Annotated in this window: 28 protein-coding genes; 22 read left to right on the forward strand and 6 right to left on the reverse strand. The window is 70.2% G+C overall.

Going from position 1 to position 24,461, the window contains the following annotated elements:
• Positions 1-571: 571 nt before the first annotated feature.
• Together EKO23_RS25730 and EKO23_RS25735 are read right to left on the reverse strand one after the other, a co-directional pair.
• Positions 572-955 carry a hypothetical protein gene (locus tag EKO23_RS25730; RefSeq protein ID WP_175582731.1) on the reverse strand — a complete coding sequence of 128 codons (384 nt, stop codon included), beginning with the start codon at positions 953-955 and terminating at the stop codon, positions 572-574.
• A complete protein-coding gene (locus tag EKO23_RS25735; protein WP_175582732.1) occupies positions 955-1,287 on the reverse strand; it encodes a hypothetical protein in 333 nt (110 codons plus the stop codon). Before EKO23_RS25735 ends, EKO23_RS25730 begins: the two co-directional genes overlap by 1 nt.
• A gap of 34 nt (positions 1,288-1,321) precedes the next feature.
• On the opposite strand from EKO23_RS25735, the gene EKO23_RS25740 reads away from it, so the two are divergent.
• The 4 genes from EKO23_RS25740 (at position 1,322) to EKO23_RS25475 (ending at position 4,197) form a co-directional block, all read left to right on the forward strand.
• Entirely contained in the window at positions 1,322-2,125 is an 804-nt protein-coding gene (locus EKO23_RS25740; RefSeq protein WP_175582733.1) for a hypothetical protein, read from the forward strand.
• 462 nt (positions 2,126-2,587) lie between these two features.
• Positions 2,588-3,133: a sigma-70 family RNA polymerase sigma factor gene (locus EKO23_RS22215; protein ID WP_167880599.1), complete on the forward strand. Its 546-nt coding sequence runs from the start codon at positions 2,588-2,590 to the stop codon at positions 3,131-3,133.
• On the forward strand, positions 3,130-3,933 hold the full coding sequence (locus tag EKO23_RS22220) for a hypothetical protein (RefSeq protein WP_134720675.1): 804 nt from the start codon (positions 3,130-3,132) through the stop codon (positions 3,931-3,933). The genes EKO23_RS22215 and EKO23_RS22220 overlap by 4 nt, the downstream gene beginning before the upstream one ends.
• Positions 3,934-4,038: 105 nt before the next feature.
• Positions 4,039-4,197, forward strand: a complete 159-nt coding sequence (locus tag EKO23_RS25475; protein WP_167880600.1) for a hypothetical protein — start codon at positions 4,039-4,041, stop codon at positions 4,195-4,197.
• A 315-nt stretch (positions 4,198-4,512) separates the two neighbouring features.
• Here the strand turns inward: EKO23_RS25475 and EKO23_RS22225 are convergent, their stop codons facing one another.
• Positions 4,513-5,730 (reverse strand): patatin-like phospholipase family protein, encoded by a 1,218-nt coding sequence (locus EKO23_RS22225; protein ID WP_134720676.1) that lies wholly within the window; start codon positions 5,728-5,730, stop codon positions 4,513-4,515.
• Between the two features lie 553 nt (positions 5,731-6,283).
• Here EKO23_RS22225 and EKO23_RS22230 point away from each other — a divergent pair.
• The 6 genes from EKO23_RS22230 to EKO23_RS22255 all read left to right on the forward strand — a co-directional run bounded on the left by EKO23_RS22230 (position 6,284) and on the right by EKO23_RS22255 (position 11,213).
• Positions 6,284-6,643: a hypothetical protein gene (locus tag EKO23_RS22230; protein WP_134720677.1), complete on the forward strand. Its 360-nt coding sequence runs from the start codon at positions 6,284-6,286 to the stop codon at positions 6,641-6,643.
• Positions 6,644-6,797: 154 nt separating this feature from the next.
• A complete protein-coding gene (locus EKO23_RS22235) occupies positions 6,798-7,469 on the forward strand; it encodes an endonuclease V (protein WP_134720678.1) in 672 nt (223 codons plus the stop codon).
• Between the two features lie 430 nt (positions 7,470-7,899).
• Positions 7,900-9,129: an IS256 family transposase gene (locus EKO23_RS22240; protein ID WP_134720679.1), complete on the forward strand. Its 1,230-nt coding sequence runs from the start codon at positions 7,900-7,902 to the stop codon at positions 9,127-9,129.
• A 418-nt stretch (positions 9,130-9,547) separates the two neighbouring features.
• Positions 9,548-9,871 carry a helix-turn-helix domain-containing protein gene (locus EKO23_RS25480; RefSeq protein ID WP_167880601.1) on the forward strand — a complete coding sequence of 108 codons (324 nt, stop codon included), beginning with the start codon at positions 9,548-9,550 and terminating at the stop codon, positions 9,869-9,871.
• Positions 9,872-9,880: 9 nt separating this feature from the next.
• The gene (locus EKO23_RS22250) at positions 9,881-10,450 is read left to right on the forward strand and encodes a hypothetical protein (RefSeq protein WP_134720681.1); all 570 of its coding nucleotides are present in this window, start codon (positions 9,881-9,883) and stop codon (positions 10,448-10,450) included.
• Positions 10,451-10,577: 127 nt separating this feature from the next.
• Positions 10,578-11,213, forward strand: a complete 636-nt coding sequence (locus tag EKO23_RS22255; protein ID WP_175582734.1) for a superoxide dismutase family protein — start codon at positions 10,578-10,580, stop codon at positions 11,211-11,213.
• A gap of 29 nt (positions 11,214-11,242) precedes the next feature.
• Here the strand turns inward: EKO23_RS22255 and EKO23_RS22260 are convergent, their stop codons facing one another.
• The 3 genes from EKO23_RS22260 to EKO23_RS22270 all read right to left on the reverse strand — a co-directional run bounded on the left by EKO23_RS22260 (position 11,243) and on the right by EKO23_RS22270 (position 13,951).
• On the reverse strand, positions 11,243-11,818 hold the full coding sequence (locus tag EKO23_RS22260; protein WP_217702756.1) for an adenylate kinase: 576 nt from the start codon (positions 11,816-11,818) through the stop codon (positions 11,243-11,245).
• Between the two features lie 64 nt (positions 11,819-11,882).
• The gene (locus EKO23_RS22265; protein WP_246051244.1) at positions 11,883-13,418 is read right to left on the reverse strand and encodes a SulP family inorganic anion transporter; all 1,536 of its coding nucleotides are present in this window, start codon (positions 13,416-13,418) and stop codon (positions 11,883-11,885) included.
• Positions 13,419-13,600: 182 nt separating this feature from the next.
• Positions 13,601-13,951, reverse strand: a complete 351-nt coding sequence (locus EKO23_RS22270) for an ArsR/SmtB family transcription factor (protein WP_134720683.1) — start codon at positions 13,949-13,951, stop codon at positions 13,601-13,603.
• 277 nt (positions 13,952-14,228) lie between these two features.
• On the opposite strand from EKO23_RS22270, the gene EKO23_RS22275 reads away from it, so the two are divergent.
• The 12 genes from EKO23_RS22275 (at position 14,229) to EKO23_RS22320 (ending at position 24,438) form a co-directional block, all read left to right on the forward strand.
• Positions 14,229-15,683, forward strand: a complete 1,455-nt coding sequence (locus EKO23_RS22275; protein ID WP_246051245.1) for a basic amino acid/polyamine antiporter — start codon at positions 14,229-14,231, stop codon at positions 15,681-15,683.
• A 36-nt stretch (positions 15,684-15,719) separates the two neighbouring features.
• A complete protein-coding gene (locus EKO23_RS22280; protein WP_134720684.1) occupies positions 15,720-16,967 on the forward strand; it encodes an arginine deiminase in 1,248 nt (415 codons plus the stop codon).
• The gene (locus EKO23_RS22285) at positions 16,967-17,851 is read left to right on the forward strand and encodes an META domain-containing protein (protein WP_134720685.1); all 885 of its coding nucleotides are present in this window, start codon (positions 16,967-16,969) and stop codon (positions 17,849-17,851) included. The genes EKO23_RS22280 and EKO23_RS22285 overlap by 1 nt, the downstream gene beginning before the upstream one ends.
• Positions 17,852-18,008: 157 nt before the next feature.
• Complete coding sequence (locus tag EKO23_RS25485; RefSeq protein ID WP_167880602.1) at positions 18,009-18,185, forward strand: hypothetical protein; 177 nt, start codon at positions 18,009-18,011, stop codon at positions 18,183-18,185.
• Positions 18,186-18,477: 292 nt separating this feature from the next.
• Positions 18,478-18,681 carry a cold-shock protein gene (locus tag EKO23_RS22290; protein ID WP_134720686.1) on the forward strand — a complete coding sequence of 68 codons (204 nt, stop codon included), beginning with the start codon at positions 18,478-18,480 and terminating at the stop codon, positions 18,679-18,681.
• Between the two features lie 208 nt (positions 18,682-18,889).
• The gene (locus EKO23_RS25490; RefSeq protein ID WP_167880603.1) at positions 18,890-19,054 is read left to right on the forward strand and encodes a hypothetical protein; all 165 of its coding nucleotides are present in this window, start codon (positions 18,890-18,892) and stop codon (positions 19,052-19,054) included.
• Positions 19,055-19,123: 69 nt separating this feature from the next.
• Positions 19,124-19,417 carry a metal-sensitive transcriptional regulator gene (locus EKO23_RS22295; protein WP_134720687.1) on the forward strand — a complete coding sequence of 98 codons (294 nt, stop codon included), beginning with the start codon at positions 19,124-19,126 and terminating at the stop codon, positions 19,415-19,417.
• A 12-nt stretch (positions 19,418-19,429) separates the two neighbouring features.
• Entirely contained in the window at positions 19,430-19,636 is a 207-nt protein-coding gene (locus EKO23_RS22300) for a heavy-metal-associated domain-containing protein (protein ID WP_134720688.1), read from the forward strand.
• The gene (locus EKO23_RS22305; protein ID WP_134720689.1) at positions 19,633-20,520 is read left to right on the forward strand and encodes a hypothetical protein; all 888 of its coding nucleotides are present in this window, start codon (positions 19,633-19,635) and stop codon (positions 20,518-20,520) included. Before EKO23_RS22300 ends, EKO23_RS22305 begins: the two co-directional genes overlap by 4 nt.
• Positions 20,510-22,738 carry a heavy metal translocating P-type ATPase gene (locus tag EKO23_RS22310; protein WP_134720690.1) on the forward strand — a complete coding sequence of 743 codons (2,229 nt, stop codon included), beginning with the start codon at positions 20,510-20,512 and terminating at the stop codon, positions 22,736-22,738. Before EKO23_RS22305 ends, EKO23_RS22310 begins: the two co-directional genes overlap by 11 nt.
• 77 nt (positions 22,739-22,815) lie before the next feature.
• Entirely contained in the window at positions 22,816-23,433 is a 618-nt protein-coding gene (locus EKO23_RS22315; protein ID WP_134720691.1) for a DUF47 domain-containing protein, read from the forward strand.
• A gap of 3 nt (positions 23,434-23,436) precedes the next feature.
• The gene (locus EKO23_RS22320; RefSeq protein WP_134720692.1) at positions 23,437-24,438 is read left to right on the forward strand and encodes an inorganic phosphate transporter; all 1,002 of its coding nucleotides are present in this window, start codon (positions 23,437-23,439) and stop codon (positions 24,436-24,438) included.
• Positions 24,439-24,461 lie beyond the last annotated feature (23 nt).

Here is a 24,461-nt window from a genome sequence, read left to right on the forward strand (position 1 = left end):
CCGCAGCGTCGCACGCTATCTGCGGCATGAGGGCAACCAGCAACAAATCAAACAAACTGGCGCACTCATCTCGGCAGATGCACTTGGGCCCAATAGGCACACACCCAGTAAGCACAGGCCTGCAACATTCCTGCAGGAACAAGCCGGCGACCGCGCCAGGAGTGAGTGCAGGTCAGAACTACTCTTCCGACCCCCGTTCGCTCGCCGGGTGACCTCGGCGCCGCGTTCTCAACCTGATGGTCACCTCCGACGCACATGTGCCGTGCGGTGGCACCAAGCGCAGCGGTTCCGGCCGTGGGCTGTCAGCGATCGGGCTGCAGGAGTTCGTCGACCCCCGGACGTACTGGGCCGCCTGTCCGATCGGTCGTCTAACTGCCGACGAAAAGAGGAGAGATCGGGGAGGTCCAATCCCGCGTTCCCACGTGCTCCGTTCGCGTTCCGGAGGAGCAGCGCGTCTCGTGCATTCCCGAGGGCGTTTCGGACCGTTCCCAAGGTGCAGTCGCATTGATTCAGCCGGACAGCGAACTCGCACTAAGGAGTTAATCTCCCCATGTCCCAAGGGCCCGGGGGATCAGGAGTTTAGTTTGGGAGAACCCTCGGTATAACCGCTATGTAGTTTGACCCGTCCTGACCGCGAGAGACAGTACCTGTTGGCACGGCTGTGCCGTCGGGGCGCCTCCTGTTTGCTGGCGCCGGCTCCGGCGCCCGCGTCTGTCGCGACCGCGCCGCTGAGCGAGGTCTGGGCCTCGGTGAGCAGGCGCCGGATGGTCGTGGCGGCGCTCGTGGCCTGGAGCCCGACCTTCTCGGCATCCTTGCCGATCCGGGCCGCCACCGTCTTGAGGTCGTCAACCTTGCCGAGGCACTCCAGCGCCTCGGCCACCTTCTCCTCGACGGTAGCGAGCTCGACCGCGTCGACCCGGGACGACGCAGCGACGGCCATGGTGCGCAGCAGCATCACGACGGTGCGCAGCAGGTCGGGGCGTCGGTCTCCGAGTCGAAGGCCATCACGATGCGTCGCGCGGCCATCATCCGGATCGTCTGGCCGCCGTTCTGCTCGGCGGTCCGCACCAGCCCGAGCGCAACCGCGACCGCGTCGCGGTTGCGCTCGGCCTCGTCGAGGTAGTCGTTCCACCCCGTCCGCGCCGAGTCGGTCATCTCGAGCACCACCCGGACGTCGCCCCCGCCGACGGCGAGGACGCCGTCCCCCTTCTTGTTGCGCCGGAGGATGCCGACCACCGCTCCCGTGTCGTCGTAGGCGTCGCCCAGCCCCGCGGCGACGTCCTGCATGATTGCGTTGATGCCGTCCTCTTAGGCGCTGCCCTTGATCGGGGTGACCTTGACCAGGGTCGCCCGCGCCTCCTGCACCTTGATCACGGTCGCGAGCTCGTCGACCTTGGTGGTTAGCTCCTGGTGCTGCTCGTTGAGCCGCTGGGTGAGCTGCGCCTGCTGCCGAGTGAGAGGCCGTGTGCTTGGCCATCGGCGACGTCGGGTCGGTGGGGTCGAACTGGCGCGCGACCTTGGTGACCAGCGTCTCGGTGCTGGTCGCGACGCGGGGGTCGAGCTGGGTGCCGAACCGGTCGAGCACCGGCTGCAGGCGGTCGAGATGCTCCGGGTGGTCACCGCCGAGGACCTTGCGCAGCTCGGCGGTCAGCCCGGCAGTCGCGTCGGTGACGGCGGTCGTGAGCGTCGCCCGGGTCTGCTGGCCGGCCTCGGTGAGCTGGGTGCGCACCTCGGCCGCGGTCTTGTTCATGGACGTGGAAGCTTCGCTGACGACTCGGGTCGTCTCGGCAACGGCGGTGTTAGTGGATTCGGCGGTCTTGTCCCCAACCTCCCGGATCATCCGCTCCAGGGCCCGGCTCTCCTGAGCCTGACCGGTCGCCGCGAGAGCATGGGCACCGATCTTGACAGCCTCGGTGACAAACGCCGAGAGGTCGGCCTCGACGAGAACGGCCTCGTCGTCGATTACGGGGCCACGGCTGCCAAGCGTCCAGCGGCGGGCCTCCCGCGCCACATCGGTGTCCCTGATGGCGAGGTGGTCGACGATGACGCCGTCGAGGGTCTCGGTGAAGCGGGTGGGCTTGATCATGGTCGTCCTCCTTGTCATGGGCCGCGCTGCGGCGGGTGACGGAGGAACCATGGATCAGCGCTCCGAGGGCAAGCGCGGTGGTGAGTTCTTCACCCCGCCCAGTGTGGTCAAGGCTCCTCGCCCTCAGACAGGCGACGCTCAAGCTGGGTGACGTGGCACGGGGTCGGTCACTACAAAGACGCAGAACGCCATCCGCGACTCGAGCCCGTGGCGCAGGTGTTCGGCAGCGGGGGCCTCGCCGAGGAGGGTGTGTGCGAGTCCGACGAGGGTGGCGCCGTAGGCGGCTTCGACAGCTGCGTCGGCGCGCATGGTCGGTGTCTGCAGGGCGGTGAGGATCTCGGTGGCGGCGGCGCCAACCTCGTACGTCCTCGCTGCCCATGATGTGTGACGGACTGGCTGACGGCTGATGCCGCCGCGCGCAGGTGGTCCGGACCTGTGCATCTTCTTGTCGACGGCGGTCAACCGGCGCGACGCTGGAACGTCTGATCTGGCATGAAGGGCGTGAGTCACGTGAGCGACGTGGACGCAGCCGACGATGCGGGGCCGCGGGATGTGCCCGATGCGGTGAGCCTGCTCTACCGCAGTCAGCACCGGCGGCTGGTCGGGCTCGCAGCGTTGCTGGTTGACGACCGGGCGACCGCGGAGGACGTGGTCCAGGACGCGTTCGTCGGGCTGTGCCGGAACTGGCGTCGCCTGCGGGACCCGGCGGCCGCGACCGGGTACCTGAACCGGGCCGTCGTCAACGGCGGCCGCGACCGGCTGCGTCGCGGGCGGGCCTCGGCGACGGGCCGGCTGCGCATGGTGCCGCGTCCGGAGGGTCGGGCCTCGGCCGAGCACGACGCCGTGGAGCGCGACGTGCAGGACCGGCTCTGGCGGGCGGTCACCCGACTCCCGCTCCGGCAGCGCCAGGTGCTGGTGCTGCGCTACTACCTCGACCAGACCGAGGCCGAGATCGCGGACATCTTGCAGGTGTCGCACGGCTCGGTCAAGCGGCACGCAAGTCGGGGGCTCGAGGCCCTCGCCCGCTCCTGGGAGGCCGCGTCATGACCACACCGGAGCTCGAGCGCCGCCTGGTTGCGGTGCTGCAGCGGCATGCGGAGGAAGCCATGAACCAGACCGACACCGAACACCAGTTCCAGAAGCTGGCCGGCGCCACCGTCCGGCAGAAGCGCAACCGTCGCCGGGCCGGCGCGGTGGCCGCGATGGTCGCGGTGGCGGCCGTGATCGTCCTGGTCGCCTGGTTCTCGGGCCAGGTCCCGCGGGCCGGCGAGGACGGCTCGCCGGACCCGGCCGGCCCGGAGCGCGTGTCGGCCGTGGACTCCGCGGAGGCGTTCGTCGAGACCTACGCCACCTTCGACCAGGCCAGGATCGCGCCCCTGCTGGACGGCGCCGAGATCGCCTTGTGGACCGACATGTACGGGGACGACCACTGGCAGCGGGGCCTGGGGTGGAGGAAGGCGGTGGGTGGCCAGATCCTGCCGGGCGACTGCGCTGTGTTGTGGAGGTCGCCGGCGGGCACCGAGGTCTCCTGCACGTACGACTTCCACGAGCTCCACTCGGATCAGTACGGGGTCGGACCGTTCGGCGACAACACGCTGACGTTCACGATCAAGGACGGGCAGATCCTGGAGGTCACCGACAAGACGGCAGTGTCGACCAACGGGTACTGGCCGGACGTCTGGGACCCCTTCGCCGCTTGGTTGAAGAGGAACCACCCGGACGAGGCGAAGCGGCTGTACCCGACGTGGCCCGACACCCTCTACGTGAACGACACGCCGCGCGGACTCCGGCTCTGGCGACAGCTCAGCCAGGAGTACGCCGACCAGCGTTCCGCCGGCGGCCCCTAGGTCCGCGGTGGCCGGCTCCTCGACGCAAGCAACCCGGCGGGAAGCAGCCCGTCGGGGACCGAGACTCGGGCGACAGCAACTTTCAAGTGGGAAGGAGGGGTCCGCATGAAGACTCTGCTCGCAGTGCCCCGATGGTTGGCGCGGCAGGTCCGACGGTTCAAGGACCTGGTCAGTGGTGAGGACATGAGGGAGGTCTACGGAGAGCATCCGAACGGGGAGAAGGACGGAACGCACGTCCCGCCGCCGACCTTCGGCGCGACGTAGAAAGCAGTCCCTGACCATTGCCGCGGCTTGCCCGGTGCGCTCGCACGGAGGGCGGCCGGCGGGCGCAGTGGCCATGTCTTGCAGGAAGGACCGAGCAAACGTTGCGTTGGCGTGGCGACTGCCGAAGGGAGTGGGCGCCCAGGGCATCCGATAGCGGGTACGCAACGCGACTGAGCAAGGATGCAGGCTCGCGGCGGCGCTTCAGCGCGAGACCCCAGACAGCGCGTCCGCCGCAGCCCGCGCGAGAGTAGCGTCGAGGAGCCGGCGCACGGGTGACGTCCCGCGTCGTGGTGGTGTTTCTCGACACCGTGCGGGTCAGTGGTTCTGGGCTTCGGTCCGCCACAGGTCGGGGTGTTGCTCGACCCAACGTTGGGCGTCGCGGCGGCCGAACGCGGAAGCGGCCGCGAAGAAGTCGGGGTCGAACAAGAGGTAGGAGAGAAGCTCGCCTTGCAGCGGGCTGTCGCTGCCGAGCAACCGGTGCATGACCTGCAGGTCGGGATCGCCGAGGGTGCGAAGTAGCGATCCGTGGTTGGCGCGGAAGACGTGCATCGCGGTGCGGGCAAGCTCCTCGCCGTCGTCGGGCGCGATTGCGATGTAGGGGACCGTGCGGTACGCCGACCGTCCGCGCGCGGCACGGTGACGCTCGAGGATGGGGGCGAGCTCGGGGTCCTCCGTCAGCGCGTTGATTTCTGCGAGCCGTCGCAGGTCGTGTCGCAACGGGTCGTCCATGACCGCGCCGAGCAGGGTGGCCCCGCCGTCTCCCAAGTCAACGGCGACCCGGTCCAAGCCGAGGTCTGCATCTGGCGGACGCAGACCGCCAGTGCCAACCACAACCACGCGGTCGGCACCAAGCTCGAGAGCCGGAGCGAGCGGCGCTCGACGGCGGGTGGCGCCGTCGACGTACCACCCCGCGGCTTCGGCGGGCTCGTCGATGTGCACGGAAGGGAACAGAACCGGGATCGCCGCGGAGGCCATCAGGTGGGGGACTCCGAGCCGGGTGGCGACGAAGCGCCCGTGGTATTCGGGCGCTGAGCGCGGTACGGAGGAGCTGGACTCTGTGAACACGATGACTCGTCCGGTTCGCACGGACGTGGCCGTGACGGCCGCGGACTCGATGACACCATCCTCGACGTTGCGGTGGAGGGCCTCCCAATCGATGGACGTCGCGAGAGTTTGGGCGAGCGGCTGGCTTCCGAACAATCCGCGCAGCCGGAAGGACGACAGGCCCAATGTCTCCGACGTGTAGCGCACGAGCACTTCTGGAACCTGCCTCCACAGCGGCCGCATCACGTTCTGCTTGGTGGTCTGGCCGAGCATGCTGTTGAGCCGCGCGATCTGGTCATCCGGCACCAGGTGGGCCGTCGCGCTCAGCGCGCCCGTGAGCAGTGCACCGGCGCTGGTGCCGACCAGCAGGCTGGGCCGGCCACTGCGTTCCGCCAAAGCCGGCAGCAGCACCTCCAGCGCACCCACCTGGTATGCCGAGCGAGCACCACCCGCATCGAGAACCAGCGCCACTCGGGTCGCGTCCTTCATCGGAGTCCTGCTGGCCTGCACCCGGCGATCCTATTGATCGTCTGGGCCCAGCACGAGGATGCGACCGCTGATGACTTCCAGTTCGCACGCCCCTGTGACGGTCCGAGACGCGGGCCATTCGGACGGCAGTGCGCATCGCCGGCATGTGAGTGCACCTGGCAGCGCAGGTGGGGCTGGCCCAGTTCCGCCAGTCCGCCTGGACCATCGGACTGCGTTCGCGGCCGATCGCTGGATGCGTCTCAGTGTGCTTGTCGGTCACGCCGGCAGCAGGCGAAAACGGTGAACCCTGAGGTCGCGCGGGCAGTTGGGCGTATCAGCGAATGCCGGTCGCCTCTCTCTCGGACTGGAGGGCCTTGTCCCCGCGAACGGCGACGTCGGTCCGATCAGCGATCCGATGGTGACGTCTGCGGGTCACCACCGATGGCCTTCAGGGAGGTGCAAGGTGGATGGCTGGCAGTGGGTTCTCGTGATCACAGCTCTGGGATTGGTGGCTCGGGGACTCTATGTCTCCGTCACTGGCCACAAGGCTACGGAAGTCACCTGGGTGAACGGGGTGAAGCACGTCGAGCACGAGGATCCTGCGACAGGTCGCGGCATCGGAGCCGGGGTCTTGTTTTTCGGCGCGATCTTCATGCTGGTTGCAGCGTCCCCCAGCCGGCTTGGCAGGACTGCCCGAGGCGCGTTGGAGCTCAAGGACACCGCCGAAACGGCATACGCCATGTGGACCTACCGAATCATTCTTCCGATCTTCGTACCGTTGGTGGCGCTCGTAGCCGGGCTCTTCGTGACCATGTCCTTCGAGGAGCTCCTCGAGCGCCGGTGGGGTCAATGGCTGCTGGGCTTCCTCGCCGGTGTGGTGGCGTTTGCGGTCGCCGGATACCTCGCGTGGTTCTGGTGGGGTCTCGTGACCTGACCTTGGCGACAAGGACCGCCCGCGATGCTGGAGCGGTCTCGCGGTGACGTTGCCACGTGTTGCTGCGACACAACTGTGGCTGTCCCTGCGATCGCTCCCACGAGCACCGACGACCGGCGCCATCTGCTGTGGGTCCTCAGCGTTCAATGGGCTCATGTGGCCCTCCGACGCCGAGGAGCTCGTCGAGCACCAACGCCACCTTGCCGAGCTTTCCCCCGACCCGTGGCAGCCGAGGACGGGCCACCTGCGATCCGGTGGCTGCTGGGTGTGCTTCCCTCGCGGAAGCTCCGGGCCAGGTGCAGCCGGAGACCTGGCCTGGTGCGCCGCCGCCCTCCTGTACGACGGCCACACGTTGGCCCTCCGGGTCATACCCGGCGCAGCCCGCGCCGGGTACGTCCCGGGGCTGCTCGCGATGCGGCTGGGGCCGCTGCTGGACAACGTTGTCCGGCTCCTTCCGCAACTACCCGACGTACTTCTGGTGGATGGGACCGGTCGGGATCATCCCCGCCGCGCGGGGCTGACCCTCCACCTGGGCGCCGAACTCGACATCCCCACGGTCGGGATCACCCACCGACCGCTGCTCGCGACCGGCACCTGGCCGAGCGAAGATCCCGGGGCCACCGCCCCACTGAGGCTTGACGGGGACGTGGTCGCCGCGTGGGTCCGCACCCGCCCCGGCACCCGACCGCTGGTTGTGCATCCCGGCTGGCGCACGGACCTGGACACCGCAGTCGAGGTCATCCGACGGGTGACGGCGCGTCGCACGCCCGAACCCCTGCGGGTCGCCCGGCGAGCGGCGCGTGAGGCGCGCACTGCGGAGGCATGACCGCCATTCCAGAATCTGTCCCGTCGGGTGAACGTCGGTACTGCGCAGCCCACGCCAAGGTCGTGGCGTTTCCCGACCGCATACGGGTCGAAGGCCCGCAGTCGCTTCCAAGCTGAGTCGATCTGCGTCGCTGAGTTGCGCGTTCGACAACCGGCGCCGCAGCTCAGTGCGCCGGCGGGGGCGGGCGCTGTCTCAGGCTGGAGGTGTTCTGGGGCGACGCCCGTAGTGGCTGGCTCGCCGTCCTCGAGTCACGGAGTCCGCCCGTCCGGGGTCGGAACTGACGCTTGCGCGCCGGTCATGGGTGACGTCCCCGGGAGTGGTGTAGTTCCGGGCCGCTGAGCATCGTCGTGTTGACCGCGACGTAGGCGGCCACCGTGCAACGGTCAGTGAGTTCCTGCGACAGATACTCACGGATAGGACACGAAGCACGATGGCCTTGGACAATGCTGCACTACTCGAGGTGCTCGAAGCCATGCAGGCCGCGGGGGTGGAGGACCGGGTCCGTACCGCGGCGCAGACGATCTATCAGGCATTGATCGATGCCGAGCTCACCTCGGTGATCGGCGCCGGCCCCTGGGAACGCACCGATCAGCGCACCGCGCAGCGCAACGGGTCGCGGGCCCGGACGCTGACCACGACCGCGGGGGACCTGGAGCTGCGGATCCCGAAGCTGCGGGCCGGGTCGTTCTTCCCGTCGCTGCTCGAGCGCCGGCGGCGAGTGGACCAGGCGCTGTTCGCGGTGATCATGGAGGCCTACCTGCACGGTGTATCGACCCGGAAGGTCGACGACCTGGTCAAGGCGCTGGGGGCGGACACCGGGATCTCGAAGTCGGAGGTGTCGCGGATCTGTGCGGACCTGGACGAGGAGGTCGGGGCGTTCCGGGACCGGTCCCTGGCCGGGGCCGCCTACCCGTATGTGTTCCTTGATGCGACCTACTGCAAGGCGAGGGTGAACCGGCGGGTGGTGTCCCAGGCGGTGGTGATCGCCACCGGGGTCACCGCCGACGGCCGCCGGGAGGTGCTCGGGTTCGACGTCGGCGACTCCGAGGACGGGGCGTTCTGGACCGCGTTCCTGCGCTCGTTGAAGGCCCGCGGCCTGGCTGGCGTCCAGTTGGTCATCTCCGACGCCCACACCGGCCTCAAGGCCGCGATCGGGTCGGTACTGCTCGGCGCGGCCTGGCAGCGGTGCCGGGTGCACTTCATGCGCAACGTCCTCGCCGTGGTGCCCAAGGGCAACTCCGAGATGGTCGCCGCCGCGATCCGCACCATCTTCGCCCAGCCCGACGCCGAGCACGTCCACGAGCAGTTCGAGGTCATCGCCACCATGCTCGGCAAGCAGCTCCCGAAGGTCGAGGCCATGCTCCGCGACGCACGCGACGACCTGCTCGGCTTCACCGGGTTCCCGGCCTCGCACTGGAAGAAGATCTGGTCGACCAACCCGCTGGAGCGGCTGAACAAGGAGGTCAAACGCCGCACCGACGTGGTCGGCGTGTTCCCCAACCCGCCCGCCCTGCTCCGGCTGGCCGGCGCGGTCCTGGTCGAGGCCCACGACGAATGGCAGGTCACCGCCGAACGCCGCTACCTCTCCGAACACTCCATGGCCCAGCTGGCCGAGAAGAACACCGAGGAGGTGGCCAAGCCCGAACTCATGACGGCATGATCAGAACCACTGACCCGCACGGTGTCGAGAAACTCCACCACTCAGCGGGACGTCACCCCGGTCATGAACAGTTATGAAGCAGCGCGCGTGTCATGAAGCGCCCAAGCCATGCAGGCGGGAATCGGTACAAGTCCCACTGTACGGGCCGAGTCCACGAGGGAGGGCCGGGCAGGACGGGTTTGCCCTCCTCGATCCGGGCTCATCCTGCCAGACGGGATGTGCGCGGGATGAGGGCGCCAAGGCCGGTGCGGTCCGGTCGCGGAGGCGGAGGACCCCGGTGCGGGCGAACGGACCCGGTCGGTCGTGCGAGGCCACGGCGGTCCTCCTGTCGAAGCGGTCTGGACCCGAACCCGGCAGACTGGCACGCCCACCGGAGATCCGGTTGACCGTTCATCTTCCCGACGTACTCTCACGGCTCGTGAGCACCCCCGGCGACCTGCACGACCGAGCGCGAGAGCTGGCCGAGACCGGCGAGGGCCGGCGCATCCGGGAGCGGGCGGGGGTCACCCTCGGCGAGCTGGCCGCGGCCATCGGCACCAGCGGACCGGTGCTGAGCCGGTGGGAGGCGGGCGAGGCCGTCCCCCAGGGTGAGGCGGCCACCGACTGGGCGCGCGTCGTGGGTGGCCTCCGGCACCGCGACGTACGCCGCCTCGAAGGGCCCTTGCGGCACGCGCAGGGTGGGGGATCTTCCCACCCCGGAGCCGGGTCCTTGCCCGATCCGCCCCGGCTCCGTGAGCCCTAGCGTCGCAGCATGGACACCTCGACATCGAACCGGATCACCCGACTCACGACCGCTTTGACCGCGGCCAGCGTCCTGCTCGTGGCGGGCCCGCAGGCGGCAGACGCCGCAGGCCCCGACCGGGTCACCGTGGACCTCCACGAGGTCCACACCGACGAGTTCGCCAGTGACGCCTGCGGCACGGAGGTGGTCCTCACGATCACGGGCAGCGCGGAGTTCACGCTCTGGCGCAACGACCAGGGCCTGGTCGAGCGCGAGCTGGACCGCTTCCCCGGCGCGTTCGTCTCCTGGACGGCGCCGGAGACAGAGAAGAGCGTCAAGACCCGGGCGGACCTCGTCTCGCACTGGGACTACGGCACCGGGGCGGTGCTGGGAGGTCCCGTGACCTACACGTTCCAGGGGATGTTCTTCCACCTCCCCGGCGGGAGCTCGGCCTTCGCCGGGCGCGAGGTCAGCGTGGGCGTCGTCGACAGCTTCGACAACGGGGTCCCCGGCGTCGAGAACGGCACGCTGGTGAGCCTGGTGGGCCACGCCCCCGAGGACTTCGACTTCATCGAGGCGCTCTGCGGGCTGCTCACCTGACGGGTGCCCGGCGATGTGGTGAGCGCGACTCCCTTGTCGGTAGTTGTGCCGATTGTCCCGCCCGACGACTTCATCGAAGGTCGAGGGAAACGACATCGACACCGGATCACGGGAGAAGGCGACGAGCATGCGGGCACGAGCGAAGGCAGCGAACGCACGGAGGATCGCGATCGGAGGGGCGGGCCTGGTGCTCGCGCTCGGCGGCGCGCTGGCGGCGACCGGCGCAGCCGGCGGCGCCGGGGGAGCCGGGGGGACCGGGCACGACAGTCACCACGGCCACCACAAGGGGGTCGAACGCGTCGTGCTCCAGGGGGTGGACGGGAAGGACATCGGCTGGATCACGCTCCGGCAGTCCCATGACCTGGTCACCGTGCGGGGCTGGGTCCGCGGACTGACCCCCGGCTTCCACGGCTTCCACATCCACGAGGTCGGGGTGTGCGACGCCAAGGCCCCCGCCGGTCCCTTCGCGACCGCCGGCGGGCACTACCAGGGTGGGCACGCGAACCACGGCGACCACGCAGGCGACCTGCCCTCGCTGCTGGTGACCGACGAGGGCAGGGCCTCTACCCAGTTCGTCACCGACAGGTTCACGCTCGCCGACCTGCGCGACGCCGACGGCTCGGCGGTGATGGTGCACGGCGGGCGGGACAACTTCGCGAACATCCCGCCCCGCTACCTCTCCGGCGGGGTGCCGGGTCCCGACATGGCGACCCTCATGACCGGCGACGCCGGGGCCCGCGCGGCCTGCGGGGTGATCGACTGACCGGCACCTCGTGAGGGCGCTGTCCGGGTCTAGCGACGTCGCAGGCGGCTGATCGCGGTGTGGATGCGGTCGGTCACGTGGTCGACCCGGCCCGTGCCGTCGACCTCGGCGAGCACTCCACGAGCGGCGTACTCGGCAGTGAGGGGCGCGGTCTCCTGCAGGTAGACCGCCTGCCGACGCCGGATGACCGGCTCGGTGTCATCGGCGCGGCCTTGAGCCCGTGCGCGGTCGAGAAGCCGCTGCACCAGCTCGTCAGCCCCGGCCGTGAGCACGAGAACGCCGTCGAGCCGTACGTCGAGATCGGTCAGCATCGCGTCGAGCTGCTTGACCTGTTGCAGGGTGCGCGGGTAGCCGTCGAGAAGGAAGCCCGGGCGGCAGTCGGGCTGGGCCAACCGGTCGGAGACCATCGCATCGGTGACGTCGTCAGGCACGTACTCGCCGGCGCGCATGTACCGGTCGGCGAGGGTGCCGAGCGGCGTTCCGGCAGCCACGTTCTCGCGGAAGATGTCGCCCGTGGAGATCGGGGGGACGCCGTAGCGATCGGCGATCCGGGCGGCCTGGGTGCCCTTCCCGGCGCCGGGTGGGCCCATGAGGATCAATCGCACGAGAGGTTTCCTTTCGGTGGGACGGTGTCGCGGGTGGAGCAAGCCGGTCGCTGCGGTCCGTGGATCAGGCCGCAGCCCCGTCGGCCGGGGGGTGCGTGATGCGGGCGGCATGAACTCGGGCGTGGGCGATGGCGTGGGGCGTGGAGTCGAACAGGTGGCGTTCGTGGGCGAGCCGCTCGTACACCCCGAGCTGACGAAGGACGTGTTCGTGCGCGGGCTGGACGCCGGAGAGGAGGACAGTGATGCCACGGCCCTCCAGCCTGCTGACCGTGTCTGCCAGCACGTACGCGCCAGTGGCATCGATGGTGGTGACGCGAGACATCCGCAGGATGACCACGCGGACGTCGCTGACGTCGGACAGCTCGAGCAGGAAGTCGTGGGCGGCGGCGAAGAACAGGGGTCCGTCGAGGCGGTACGCGACGATGTGCTGATCGAGCAACGCCTGTTCCTCCTCGGTGTGGTCGCCCGGGTCGAGGGGGATCTCGTCCAACCGAGCGGTCCCGGCGGCCTGGCGCAGCGCGAAGAACCCTGCGACGACCAGCCCGACGAGGACCGCGGTGACCAGGTCGAAGAGGACAGTGGCGGAGGCGGTGACCAGCAGGACGGCGGCGTCCCCGCGGGTGGCCCCGAGGAGAGCGCGGAGGCTGGACACCCGGATCATGTGCAGTGCGGTGGCGATCAGCACCCCCGCCAGCGCGGCCAGCGGGATCTCGCCCACCCAGCGCGCGGCCACCAGCACCACACCCAGCAGGAACACGGCATGGGTCAGCGCCGCCCATCGCGAGGTGGCGCCGGCGCGCACGTTCACCGCGGTGCGGGCGATCGCTGCCGTGGCCGGGATGCCGCCGAACAACGACGCGCCGAGGTTCGCCACTCCCTGACCGACCAGCTCCCTGTCCGAGTCGTGGCGCTGGCCCACGCTCATGGCGTCGGAGACGGTCGCCGAGAGCAGGCTCTCCAGCGCCGCCAGGGCGGCCACCGCGATGGCGGGAAGGACCAGGCTGTCCAGTTGGGCCCAGGGCACCGTGGGAAGGCTCGGTGCCGGGAGCCCCGTCGGGATGTGGCCGATGGATGCAGCACCCAGGTCCAGCGCCGAGTTGGCAGCCGTCGCGACGATCAGCGCGATCAGTGATCCGGGCCATCGTGGACGCCACCGCCCGAGCACCAGGATCGCGACGACCACACCGGCTGCCAGGACCAGCGGCACCCAGACGGGATCGGCGGCCCAGGTCCGGGCAGCGCGTCCGGCGAGCACCAGCACCTTTTCCGCGTGCGCCTGCACGCCGAGGGCGGCCGGCACCTGCTGCAGCGCGATGATGGCGGCGATGCCGACGGTGAACCCCTCGACGACCGGTACCGGCACGTAGCGGATGAACCGGCCGGCGCCGACGTACCCGAAGCCCACCAGCAGCAACCCGGCGAGCAGGCCGACCACCAGCACCCCGTCGGCACCGTGGACAGCGACGATCGGCACCAGGACCACCGTCATCGCCCCGGTCGGGCCACTGACCTGGACGCGGCTCCCGCCGAAGACGGCGGCGAGCGCGCCCGCGACGATCGCGGTGGCCAGGCCGGCACCCGCGCCCATCCCCGAGCTCACGCCGAAACCCAGAGCGAGCGGCAACGCAACCAGCCCGACCATCAACCCCGCCGTCGCGTCACGGCCCGGTCGCGCGTCGGTCCAGTCGGCACGACGGGGCCTCAGTGCCACCGTGCGACTGCGTCCCTGCGCGAGCCAGCCGCCACCCCCGCCCGGGGGTGCGGCTTCCTCGACGGACGGGGTCATCGCGATCCGGCCGCGGGAGCGACGGCGGCGTCGTGGTCGGTGTCGTGGTCGGTGTCGACATTGATGAGCCCCGTGAGGATGTGCCGCGCGGCCAGCAGAAGGTCGCGCACCTCCGGCACGCTCACCGAGTAGATGACCTCACCGCCGTGACGGTGCGAGACCACCAGCGACGTCCGCCGGAGCACTGCCAGCTGCTGGGACAGGTTGCTGGGCTCGATGTCGATCTTCTCCAGCAGCTCGTGCACGGCGTGCTCGCGCTCCGACAGGAGCTCCAGGATCCGGATCCGCGCCGGATGTCCCAGGGTCTTGAAGAACTCGGCCTTCGCTTGGTACAGCGGGACGCTCATGGACATGCAGAGTACATGACATGAAGATGTTTTCATGTCGTGAGATGAATCACGCGCGGAGGACGGCACCGCGTCGTGTGGGACCCGGCCCCGCCCTCACCCGAAACGCGGGATACCCGGCCGGCAGGTCGTCACTAGCGTGCCAGGGGTCGTACGGCCGAGCCGCCGCGCCCGTGCGGTCGCCCGCGCGGGCCGAGGCCGTACGGCGTGACCCGTCCAGCCAGCGGTGCAGCGTCACCGACCCGCGTGGTGCGCACCGTGCCCCGGAGGTGCCGCGATGAGTGCGACCCACACGCAGGAGCCGACGCACGCCGTCGCGAAGATGACGCTGCCGACCCTGACCGCCATGGTGGTCGGCGGCATGGTCGGCGCCGGCGTGTTCTCGCTGCCGGCCAGGTTCGGCGTGGCGACCGGCATCCTCGGCTCGCTGATCGCGTGGGCGGTCGCGGGCACCGGGATGCTGATGCTCGCGTTCGTCTTCCAGAACCTCGCGATCCGCAAGCCCGACCTCGACTCCGGTGTCTTCATCTACGCCAAGGCCGGGTTCGGTGACTACGCGGGCTTCAACTCCGCGATCGGCTTCTGGGCCAGCTCCATCGCCGGCAACACGTTCTACTGGGTCTTCATCGGCGCCACGCTCGGCACGTTCTTCGACGGCTTCGGGGACGGTGACACCGTGCTCGCGGTGGGGCTGGCGACGTGCGGCGTCTGGCTGTTCCACTACCTGATCGCCCGGGGGGTCCGGGACGCGGCGGTCATCAACCGGATCGTCACGGTCTTCAAGATCCTGCCGATCCTGGTCTTCATCGTGGTGCTTTTCGTGAACTTCGACGCGGGTGTCTTCTCCGACAACTGGACCGCCTACGGGTACGGCGACCTCGGCGACCTCAACGAGCAGGTCCGCAACACCATGCTGATCACGACGTTCGTGTTCATCGGCATCGAGGGCGCCAGCGTCTACTCGCGCTACGCCCGGCGCCGCGAGGACGTCGGCCGGGCGACCGTGATGGGCTTCCTCAGCGTCCTCTCGATCTTCGCCCTGGTCACCCTGTCGAGCTACTCGGTGGTGCCGCAGCCCGAGCTGGCCGACACCCGGCAGCCGTCGATGGTCGGGGTCTTCCAGTCCGTGGTGGGGGACTGGGGCGAGGTGTTCATCAGCGTCGCGGTGATCGTGTCGGTGCTCGGCGCCTACCTCGCGTGGACGCTGATGGCGGCCGAGGTGATGTACATCCCCGCGCGGCAGGACGACTTCCCGGAGTTCCTCGGGCAGGAGAACGCCAGCGGCACCCCGATCACCGCGCTCGTGGTGACCTCCCTGGCGGTCCAGGGAATGCTCGCGCTGACCCTCTTCGTGAACGACGCGCTCAACTTCATGCTCGACCTGTCCACCAGCCTCGCGCTGCTGCCCTACCTGCTGGCCGCGGCGTACGCGCTCAAGCTCGGCCTCACCGGCGAGGCGTACGACGGGGTGGCCGCCGGGGTGCGCCGCCGGGAGACGATCGTCGCGGGGGCGGCGACGGTGTACACGATCTTCCTCTTCGACGCGGCCGGCATGAAGTTCGTGCTGCTGATGACAGTCCTCCTCGCCCCCGCCTCCCTGCTCTACATCAAGGCGCGCAGCGAGCACGCGCGCCGGCTGTTCTCGCCGGCCGAGATCGCGCTGTTCGCGCTGGTCGTCGCCGGCGGCGTGATCGGTGCCGTCGGCCTCTGGACCGGACGCATCACCCTTTGACCCCGACAGGTCCGACAGGACAAGGAAGGAACCACCATGAGCGTCTCCGCGTCGTACGGCGTCCACTCCGAGGTCGGGCGCCTGCGCAAGGTGCTCGTCTGCCGGCCCGGACTGGCCCACCTCCGCCTGACCCCGACCAACAACGACGACCTGCTCTTCGACGACGTGATGTGGGTCGAGAACGCCCAGCGGGACCACGCCGACTTCGTCAACAAGATGACGCAGCGGGGCGTCGAGGTGGTCGAGCTGCACGACCTGCTCGCGCAGACGATGGCCGTGCCGGGCGCGAAGGACTGGTTGCTGGACCGCAAGATCGTGCCCAACCGGGTCGGCCTCGGCCTGGTCGACAGCACCCGCGCCTACCTCGAGACGCTCGGTGCCAGGGAGCTTGCGGAGTTCCTCATCGGCGGGCTCGCGGTCAACGACCTGCCCGAGGACTTCCGTGACCCCTACGTGAACCTGGCGCGGGAGTCGACCGGCGCCCGGGAGTACCTCATGCCGCCGCTGCCGAACACGCTCTACACCCGCGACACCACCTGCTGGCTGTACGGCGGCCTGACCATGAACCCGCTCTACTGGCCGGCCCGCAAGGACGAGACGCTGATCTACAAGGCGATCTACGAGCACCACCCCGACTACGTCGGCTCGACGGTCTGGTGGGGCGACCCGGACCAGGAGTGGGGGCAGGCGACGTTCGAGGGTGGCGACATCATGCCGGTGGGCAACGGGGTGGTGCTCATGGGCATGAGCGAGCGCACCTCGCGGCAGGCGATCACGCAGGTCGCGGCGGCGCTGTTCGCGCAGGGGGCGGCCGAGCAGGTGGTGGTGGCGGGCATGCCCCGGCTGCGGGCGGCGATGCACCTCGACACCGTCTTCACCTTCGCCGACCGGGACGTCGTCACGCTCTACCCGACGATCATGGACGCGGTGCACACGTTCACCCTCCGGCCCAGCGACAGGGCGCCCGGCGTGGACGTCGCCGACGAGGGGTCCACCCCGTTCGTCGACGTGGTGGCCCGGTCGCTCGGGCTCGGCGCGCTACGGGTGATCGAGACCGGCGGCGACGTCTACCAGTCCGAGCGGCAGCAGTGGGACAGCGGCAACAACGCGGTGGCGGTCGAGCCCGGCGTGGTCTTCACCTACGACCGCAACACCCTCACCAACACGCTGCTGCGCAAGGCCGGCGTCGAGGTGATCACGATCGTCGGGGCCGAGCTCGGCCGCGGCCGCGGCGGCGGGCACTGCATGACCTGCCCCCTGATCCGGGACGCAGTGGACTTCTGATGACCACCTCCACCGGCCGCCGCCCCGGCCGTGCCCGCCGTACCGCCACGCTCCTGCTCGTCTGCGGGGTCCTCGCCGCGCTCCTCGCCGCCTGCGGCTCCGACGGGGGCTCCGACGACCCCTCCGACGGCGGGGACGACGCGGGCGGCACGGCGAGGGACACCGGCAGTCCGTCGGCCGCGGCCGTGTCTGCCACGGACCTCGACGGCTCGGTCTACGAGTCGACGTCGGTCGAGGGGCACGAGCTGGTGGAGGGGACCACCGTCCGGATCGAGTTCGAGGACGGGAGCATGGCGGTCTCGGCCGGCTGCAACACCCTCTTCGGCCCGTACGACGTCACCGACGGCGTCCTGAAGTGGAGCGGCCCGGCGGCGTCCTCGATGATGGGCTGCGAGGACGCCCTGGCCGCGCAGGATGCCTGGCTGACGGACCTGTTCGCGACTGGCGTGGACGCCACCCTGGACGGCACCACGCTGTCCCTCGCGTCGGGCGACGTCACGATGACGCTCGAGGGAACCGGAGGGGACGAGCTCGACGACCTGCTCGGCCAGACGTGGACGCTGCTCGGCACCACCGCGGGCACCCGCACGACGCCGGTCCCGGAGGGCGTGCGTACGCCGCGGCTCGAGGTCGGCCGCAACGGCAACGCACGCCTCGACACCGGCTGCAACGCCGGCCGGACCACCGTCACCGTCGACTCGGGCGCGGACTCCATCACCTTCGGCCCGGCGGCGATCACCCGGGTCGCCTGCCCGGGCCCGGCCAGCCGGGTCGAGAAGGCGGTGCTGTCGGTCGTCGACGGGACCAGCGACCGGGTCGACTACGACGGCGAGGTACTGATCGTGACCAAGGGGGACAACGCCCTGGTGTTCCGGGTCGGATGAGTGCGGAGGTGGCCCCCGGTCCTGGTCACGACGTCCGGCTCGAGTGGTCCGAACGGGTCTGGTGCGGAGTCGACGGCTCGCCCACGCTGGGGGCAACGCGGCTGAATCCAGCATGCCGTGCGCGGGCCCTCGGGTCGACCCTGCGAGAGGAGCGGGCATGTCGTTGCGCTCATGGGGGCAGCTGGTCGCGTGGCTGCTCGGCATGGGGACGCTCGGTGCGCTGGCCACCGTCCGGTTGAGCGGAAATGCGGACCTCACCGGCTACTGGTTCGTGGCCTGGGGCCTGGTCGGGATCGCGACCGGGATCGCCGTGCACCTGCGCCCACGGTCCTGAACCGCCTCCGCGCCGGTCCCGACCCGTCGGGCCGGTTCACACGGGCGTAGCGACAAGTTCACGTCCGCATGCGGAAAGCATGGCAACCGTTCCTTTCTCCGGCCCTCTTTGTTGGTAGGGTCGAGCCCGTCACGAGGTGCAAGTTCCAGCAAGGCTGACGCCCGCGGAGTTTGTGATCCAACGGCGTTTCTTCTTCGTGAGGGCCTACTCGCGAGTCGAGGCGACGTGTCACCGCAGCTCGTGATGGGCCGTCGAAGTGGCGGTCCTCGCCCCGACTAAGGAGTAACGAGCAATGGCTCAGGGCACCGTGAAGTGGTTCAACGCCGAGAAGGGCTTCGGCTTCATCGCGCAGGAGGACGGCGGCGACGACGTCTTCGTGCACTACTCGGCGATCCAGACCCAGGGCTACAAGTCCCTGGACGAGAACCAGAAGGTCGAGTTCGACGTCACCCAGGGCCCGAAGGGCCCGCAGGCGGAGAACGTCCGCCCGCTGTGATCGTCGCTCGCTGACCTCAGCGAGGAAGGGCCGGCTGGCCCCGACGTCGACGAAGGTCCCGGCTCCCACTACGGGGGCTGGGACCTTCGTGTCATTTCGTGACTATTTGTGCATGTGTCATGTTTCGGCGCTTGCGTCGGTGGGCAAAAATGGGGTGGTGCCCTGTCCTGGGCCACCGGTGGTTTTGACGAGAGGGAGGGCGCCCGCTGTGCACGACCAGTTCGACGTGTCCCTCGAGGACAGTGACCTCCTGGTCGAGGTGGAGCTGACCACCAACCTGATCATCGCCGCCTCCGAGTCGGACGACGCGCTGAGCCAGGAGCAGATCGACGCGATCCTCGGCGTCGTCCCCCAGCCGCGCTCCGAGAGCTGACCGCACCCCCACGCCGTACTGGCGCTTGCTGCCGCTGTAGAAGTACCCTAGGGGGGTATAGTACGTGGCATGGACGAGCACCAGCACGGCTACATCCACCGCAAGGACGACTACCTGAAGCGGTTGCGCCGGATCGAGGGCCAGGCCCGTGGCCTGCAGCGGATGGTCGAGGAGGAGAAGTACTGCATCGACATCCTCACCCAGGTCTCCGCGATGACGAAGGCCCTGCACGCGGTCTCGATCGGGCTGCTCGAGGAGCACATGGGGCACTGCGTCGTCGACGCGGCGCGTTCCAGCGACCGCGAGGCCCAGGAGAAGGTCAAGGAGGCCGCCGAGGCGATCGCCCGCCTCGTGCGGTCCTGAGGAGCGGACACCATGAGCGAGACCACCACCTGGCACGTCACCGGGATGACCTGCGGCCACTGCGTCGCGTCGGTCACCGAGGAGCTGCTCGAGGTCGACGGCGTGGAGTCCGTCGACGTCGCGCTCGACCGTGGTGAGGTCACCGTCACCAGCAACCGCGCGCTCGACGCCGCCGCCGTGGCGGCCGCCGTCGACGAGGCGGGCTACGCCCTGGCATGAGCCCGCTGGCGCGCATCCTCGCCCTCGTCACCGGCCTGGCCGTCGTCTTCGGCCTCGGACTGACGGTCGGCCGTGCTGTCGGGCCGGACGACGTGCGCCCGGTCGCGGAGCACGAGGGTGACGGCCGGCACGACGGCTCCGGCGACGACCACGGCGGGCACGCCGCGCAGGGCGACCTGCGGCTCGACCTCGACCCGGCCTGGCACGAGACCGGCTTCGGCGCGCACGGGTTCCGGATCCTCGACCCCGCCGGAGACCCGGTCACGTCGTACGACGTGAAGCACGAGCGCCGCCTGCACCTGATCGTCGTCGACCAGCGCTCGCTGACCGACTACCACCACCTGCACCCCGTGCTCGGCGACGGCGGCGAGTGGACCGTGCCGGCCGACCTCGCCGCCGGGACCTACCGGATCTATGCCGACGGCAGCACCGGCGGCCAGGAGTTCGTCGCCGAACGCACCGTGCAGGTGCGCGAACCAGCGCCCCAGCCGGCCCGGCTGCCGCGGCCGGGCACGACCCAGCGGGTCGACGGGTACGACGTCCACCTCGAGCCCACCGAGGCCGGGTCCGTCACCCTCCGGGTCACCCGGGCAGGTGAGCCGGTGGACGACCTCGAGGAGTACCTCGGCGCCTCCGGTCACCTCGTCGTGATCCGCGCCGGCAGCATGGACTACGTCCACGCGCACCCCGAGGACGGGCCGGCCGGCCCGGAGGTGACCTTCGGGGTCGGCTTCGACCGGCCCGGGACACACCGACTCTTCTTCGAGTTCCAGCACGGACGACGGGTGCACACCGCGGCGTTCACGCTCGAGGTCGACGCCTCCGGGTCCGCGTCCGGGGACAGCGACGACGACCACGGGGAGGACGGCGACCATGCCCACTGACACCGACCCGGGCACCTCCACCGAGCTCCAGATCACCGGGATGACCTGTGCCTCGTGCGCCAACCGGATCGAGCGCAAGCTCAACAAGCTCGACGGGGTCACCGCGACCGTCAACTACGCCACCGAGAAGGCGAGCGTCACCCACGCCCCGGCGGTCTCGCACGAGCGGCTGGTCGAGGTCGTCGAGGCTGCGGGGTACGGCGTGGTGGCCCCGGCACCGCCTGCCGTGGACGGGGGGGCCGGGGCGACCGACGTACCGGACGAGGCGCGGCAGCGGCTCATCGTGAGCGCCCTCCTCTCGATCCCCGTGATCGCGATGGCGATGGTGCCGCGGCTCCAGTTCGAGTACTGGCAGTGGGCCTCCCTCACCCTCGCCGCGCCCGTGGTCGTCTGGGGCGGGCTGCCGTTCCACAAGGCCGCGTGGACCAACCTGCGGCACGGCACCACGACCATGGACACCCTGGTCTCGGCGGGCACCATCGCGGCCTTCGGCTGGTCGCTCTACGCGCTCTTCCTCGGCACGGCCGGCATGCCCGGCATGGTGCACCCGTTCGACCTGACCCCGCGGCGCGAGGACGGCACCGGCAACCTCTACCTCGAGGTCGCCGCGGGCGTGACCACGTTCCTGCTGGCCGGGCGCTACTTCGAGTCCCGCGCCAAGCGGCGGGCTGGCGGCGCGCTGCGGGCGCTGCTCGAGCTCGGCGCCAAGGACGTCGCGCTGCTGCGGGACGGGCGCGAGGTGCGGGTGCCGGTCGTCCAGCTCGTGGTCGACGACCTGTTCGTGGTCCGGCCCGGCGAGCGGGTGGCCACCGACGGAGTCGTGGAGAGCGGCACGTCCGCGATCGACGCCTCCCTGCTCACCGGCGAGTCCGTCCCGGTCGAGGTGGGACCCGGCGACCCGGTCACCGGCGCCACCGTCAACGCCGGCGGCCGCCTCGTCGTGCGGGCCACCCGGGTCGGGGAGGACACCCAGCTCGCGCGGATGGCGACGCTGGTCGAGGAGGCGCAGAGCGGCAAGGCGCCGGTCCAACGGCTCGCCGACCGGATCTCCGGTGTCTTCGTGCCGATCGTCATCGCGCTCGCCGTCGGCACCCTCGGGTTCTGGCTCGGCTCCGGCGCACCGACGTCGTACGCCTTCACCGCGGCCGTCGCGGTCCTGATCATCGCCTGCCCCTGCGCGCTGGGACTGGCCACCCCCACCGCGCTGCTCGTCGGCACCGGGCGCGGCGCGCAGCTCGGCATCCTGATCCGCGGACCCGAGGTGCTCGAGTCCACCCGCCGGGTCGACACCGTGGTGCTCGACAAGACCGGCACCGTCACCCGGGGCGAGATGTCGCTGGTCGACGTGGTCCCGGCGCCGGGCGAGGACCGGGCCGACGTACTGCGGGTCGCGGCGGCGCTCGAGCACGCCTCCGAGCACCCGGTGGCCCGGGCCGTGGTCGCCGGAGCCGGACCGGACCTGCCCGAGGTCGGCGACGTCGCCGCGCAAGCGGGGCTCGGCGTGACCGGCACCGTCGAGGGCCGCTCGGTCGTCGTCGGGCGACCGGCCCTGCTCGCCGAGCGGGACATGGACCTGCCCGCGTCCCTCGACGAGGCCAGGGTCTCCGCCGAAGCCCTGGGCCGTACGCCGATCGCGGCCGGCTGGGACGGCCGGGTGCGTGGCCTGCTCGTGGTCGCCGACACGGTCAAGGACACCTCCGCCGAGGCGGTCGCCGACCTCCGTGGGCTCGGGCTGCGCCCGGTGCTGCTGACCGGCGACAACGCGGCCGCGGCCCGTGCGGTCGCAGCCCAGGTCGGGATCGACGACGTGGTCGCCGAGGTGCTGCCCGCGGACAAGGTCGCCGCGGTCAAGGCGCTGCAGGCAGAGGGCCGGGTGGTCGCGATGGTCGGCGACGGCGTCAACGACGCCGCCGCGCTCGCCCAGGCCGACCTCGGCCTGGCCATGGGCAGCGGGTCCGACGTCGCCATCGAGGCGAGCGACCTGACCCTGGTGCGCGGGGACCTCCGCCTGGCCGCGGACGCGATCCGGCTGTCGCGCCGTACCCTCGGCACGATCAAGGGGAACCTGTTCTGGGCCTTCGCCTACAACGTGGCCGGACTCCCGCTGGCAGCGGCGGGGCTGCTCAACCCGATGCTGGCCGGCGCCGCGATGGCGCTCTCGTCTGTGTTCGTGGTCACCAACAGCCTCAGGTTGCGCCGGTTCACCCCGAGGCGGTAGTGCCCCCGACTTGCGTTGTGGAGCGACCCCGGGCCTAGCATGTCCACCGTTCAGGCCCTCCTCATCAGGAGTTTTCCGTGGCTTTTCGCTTCCGTCCCGTAGACGCCTCGTTCTACGACCTCTTCGCCGAATCGGCTCAGCACCTGGTGGTGGGGGCCGGGCTGCTTGCTGAGATGCTGGCCGACGGCACCGACCGGGAGGCCGTGGCGCAGCGCATGCGCGAAGCCGAGCACGCGGCCGACGAGACCACGCACGCGATCGTGCGGCGGGTGAACTCGACGTTCGTGACGCCGTTCGACCGCGAGGACATCTACAACCTCGCGTCCGGCCTCGACGACGTCATGGACATGATGGACGAGGCCGTCGACCTGATCCTGCTCTACGAGGTGGGCCAGCTGCCGGCCGAGCTCTCCAACCAGGTCGAGGTGCTGCAGCGTTGCGCCGAGCTGACCTCCGCGGCGATGCCCCGGCTGCAGGCGATGAAGGACCTCGATGAGTACTGGATCGAGATCAACCGCCTGGAGAACACCGGCGACAAGAGCTTCCGCCAGATCCTGGCCAGCCTGTTCAGCGGCACCTACGAGGCCATCGAGGTGCTCAAGCTCAAGGACATCGTGGAGTCCCTCGAGGGCGCGATCGACGCGTTCGAGAAGGTCGCCAACATCGTGGAACAGATCGCGGTCAAGGAGTCCTGACCGGTGGAACTCGCGATCATCGTCGCGGTGGTCGTCGTTGCCCTCGTCTTCGACTACACCAACGGCTTCCACGACGCTGCCAACGCCATCGCCACCTCGGTGTCGACGCGGGCGCTGACCCCACGGGTCGCGCTGGCCATGGCGGCCATCATGAATTTCGTCGGCGCGTTCCTCGGCCAGAAGGTCGCCCAGACCGTCTCCGAGGTGATCCAGGTCCCCGACGGCACGCACGGTCTCGTCATCGTGCTCTCCGGTCTGCTCGGCGCCATCGCCTGGAACCTCATCACCTGGTACTACGGCCTCCCGTCGTCCTCGTCGCAGGCCCTCATCGGCGGCCTGGTCGGAGCCGCTGTCGCCGCCCAGGTGACGGTCGAGTGGGCCACGGTCGTGGACAAGGTCCTCATCCCGATGCTCGTGTCGCCGGTGGTGGCGTTCGTGCTCGGCTTCGCGCTCATGCTGGCCATCATGTGGCTGTTCCGCCGGGCCAGCCCGTCGAAGACCAACCGCGGCTTCCGCCTCGCGCAGACGGTCTCCGCCGCCGCCATGGCCCTGGGCCACGGTCTCCAGGACGCCCAGAAGACGATGGGCGTGATCTTCCTGGCGCTGCTCGCCGGCGGGTACGTCACGGCCGGGGACGACCTGCCGCCCTGGGTGATCTTCGTGTCCGCCGCCGCGATCTCGCTCGGCACGTGGTCGGGTGGCTGGCGCATCATGCGCACCCTCGGTCGCCGGATCATCCACCTCGACCCGGCCCGCGGCTTCGCCGCCGAGTCGGTGGCGGCCTCGGTGCTCTACACCACGGCGTACGTCTACGAGGCGCCGATCTCGACCACCCACACGATCACCTCGGCGGTCATGGGTGTCGGCGCCACCAAGCGCCTCTCCGCCGTCCGCTGGGGCGTCGCCCGGTCGATCCTCGTCGCCTGGGTCCTCACCTTCCCCATGGCCGCCTCCATGGCCGCCCTCTGCTACGGCTTCTGCCACCTCATCCTCGAGGTCCTCTGACTGTGAGGATTCCCTTCGCAGCC

The organism is Nocardioides guangzhouensis, assembly GCF_004519545.1.
GTDB classification, from domain to species: Bacteria; Actinomycetota; Actinomycetes; order Propionibacteriales; family Nocardioidaceae; genus Nocardioides; species Nocardioides guangzhouensis.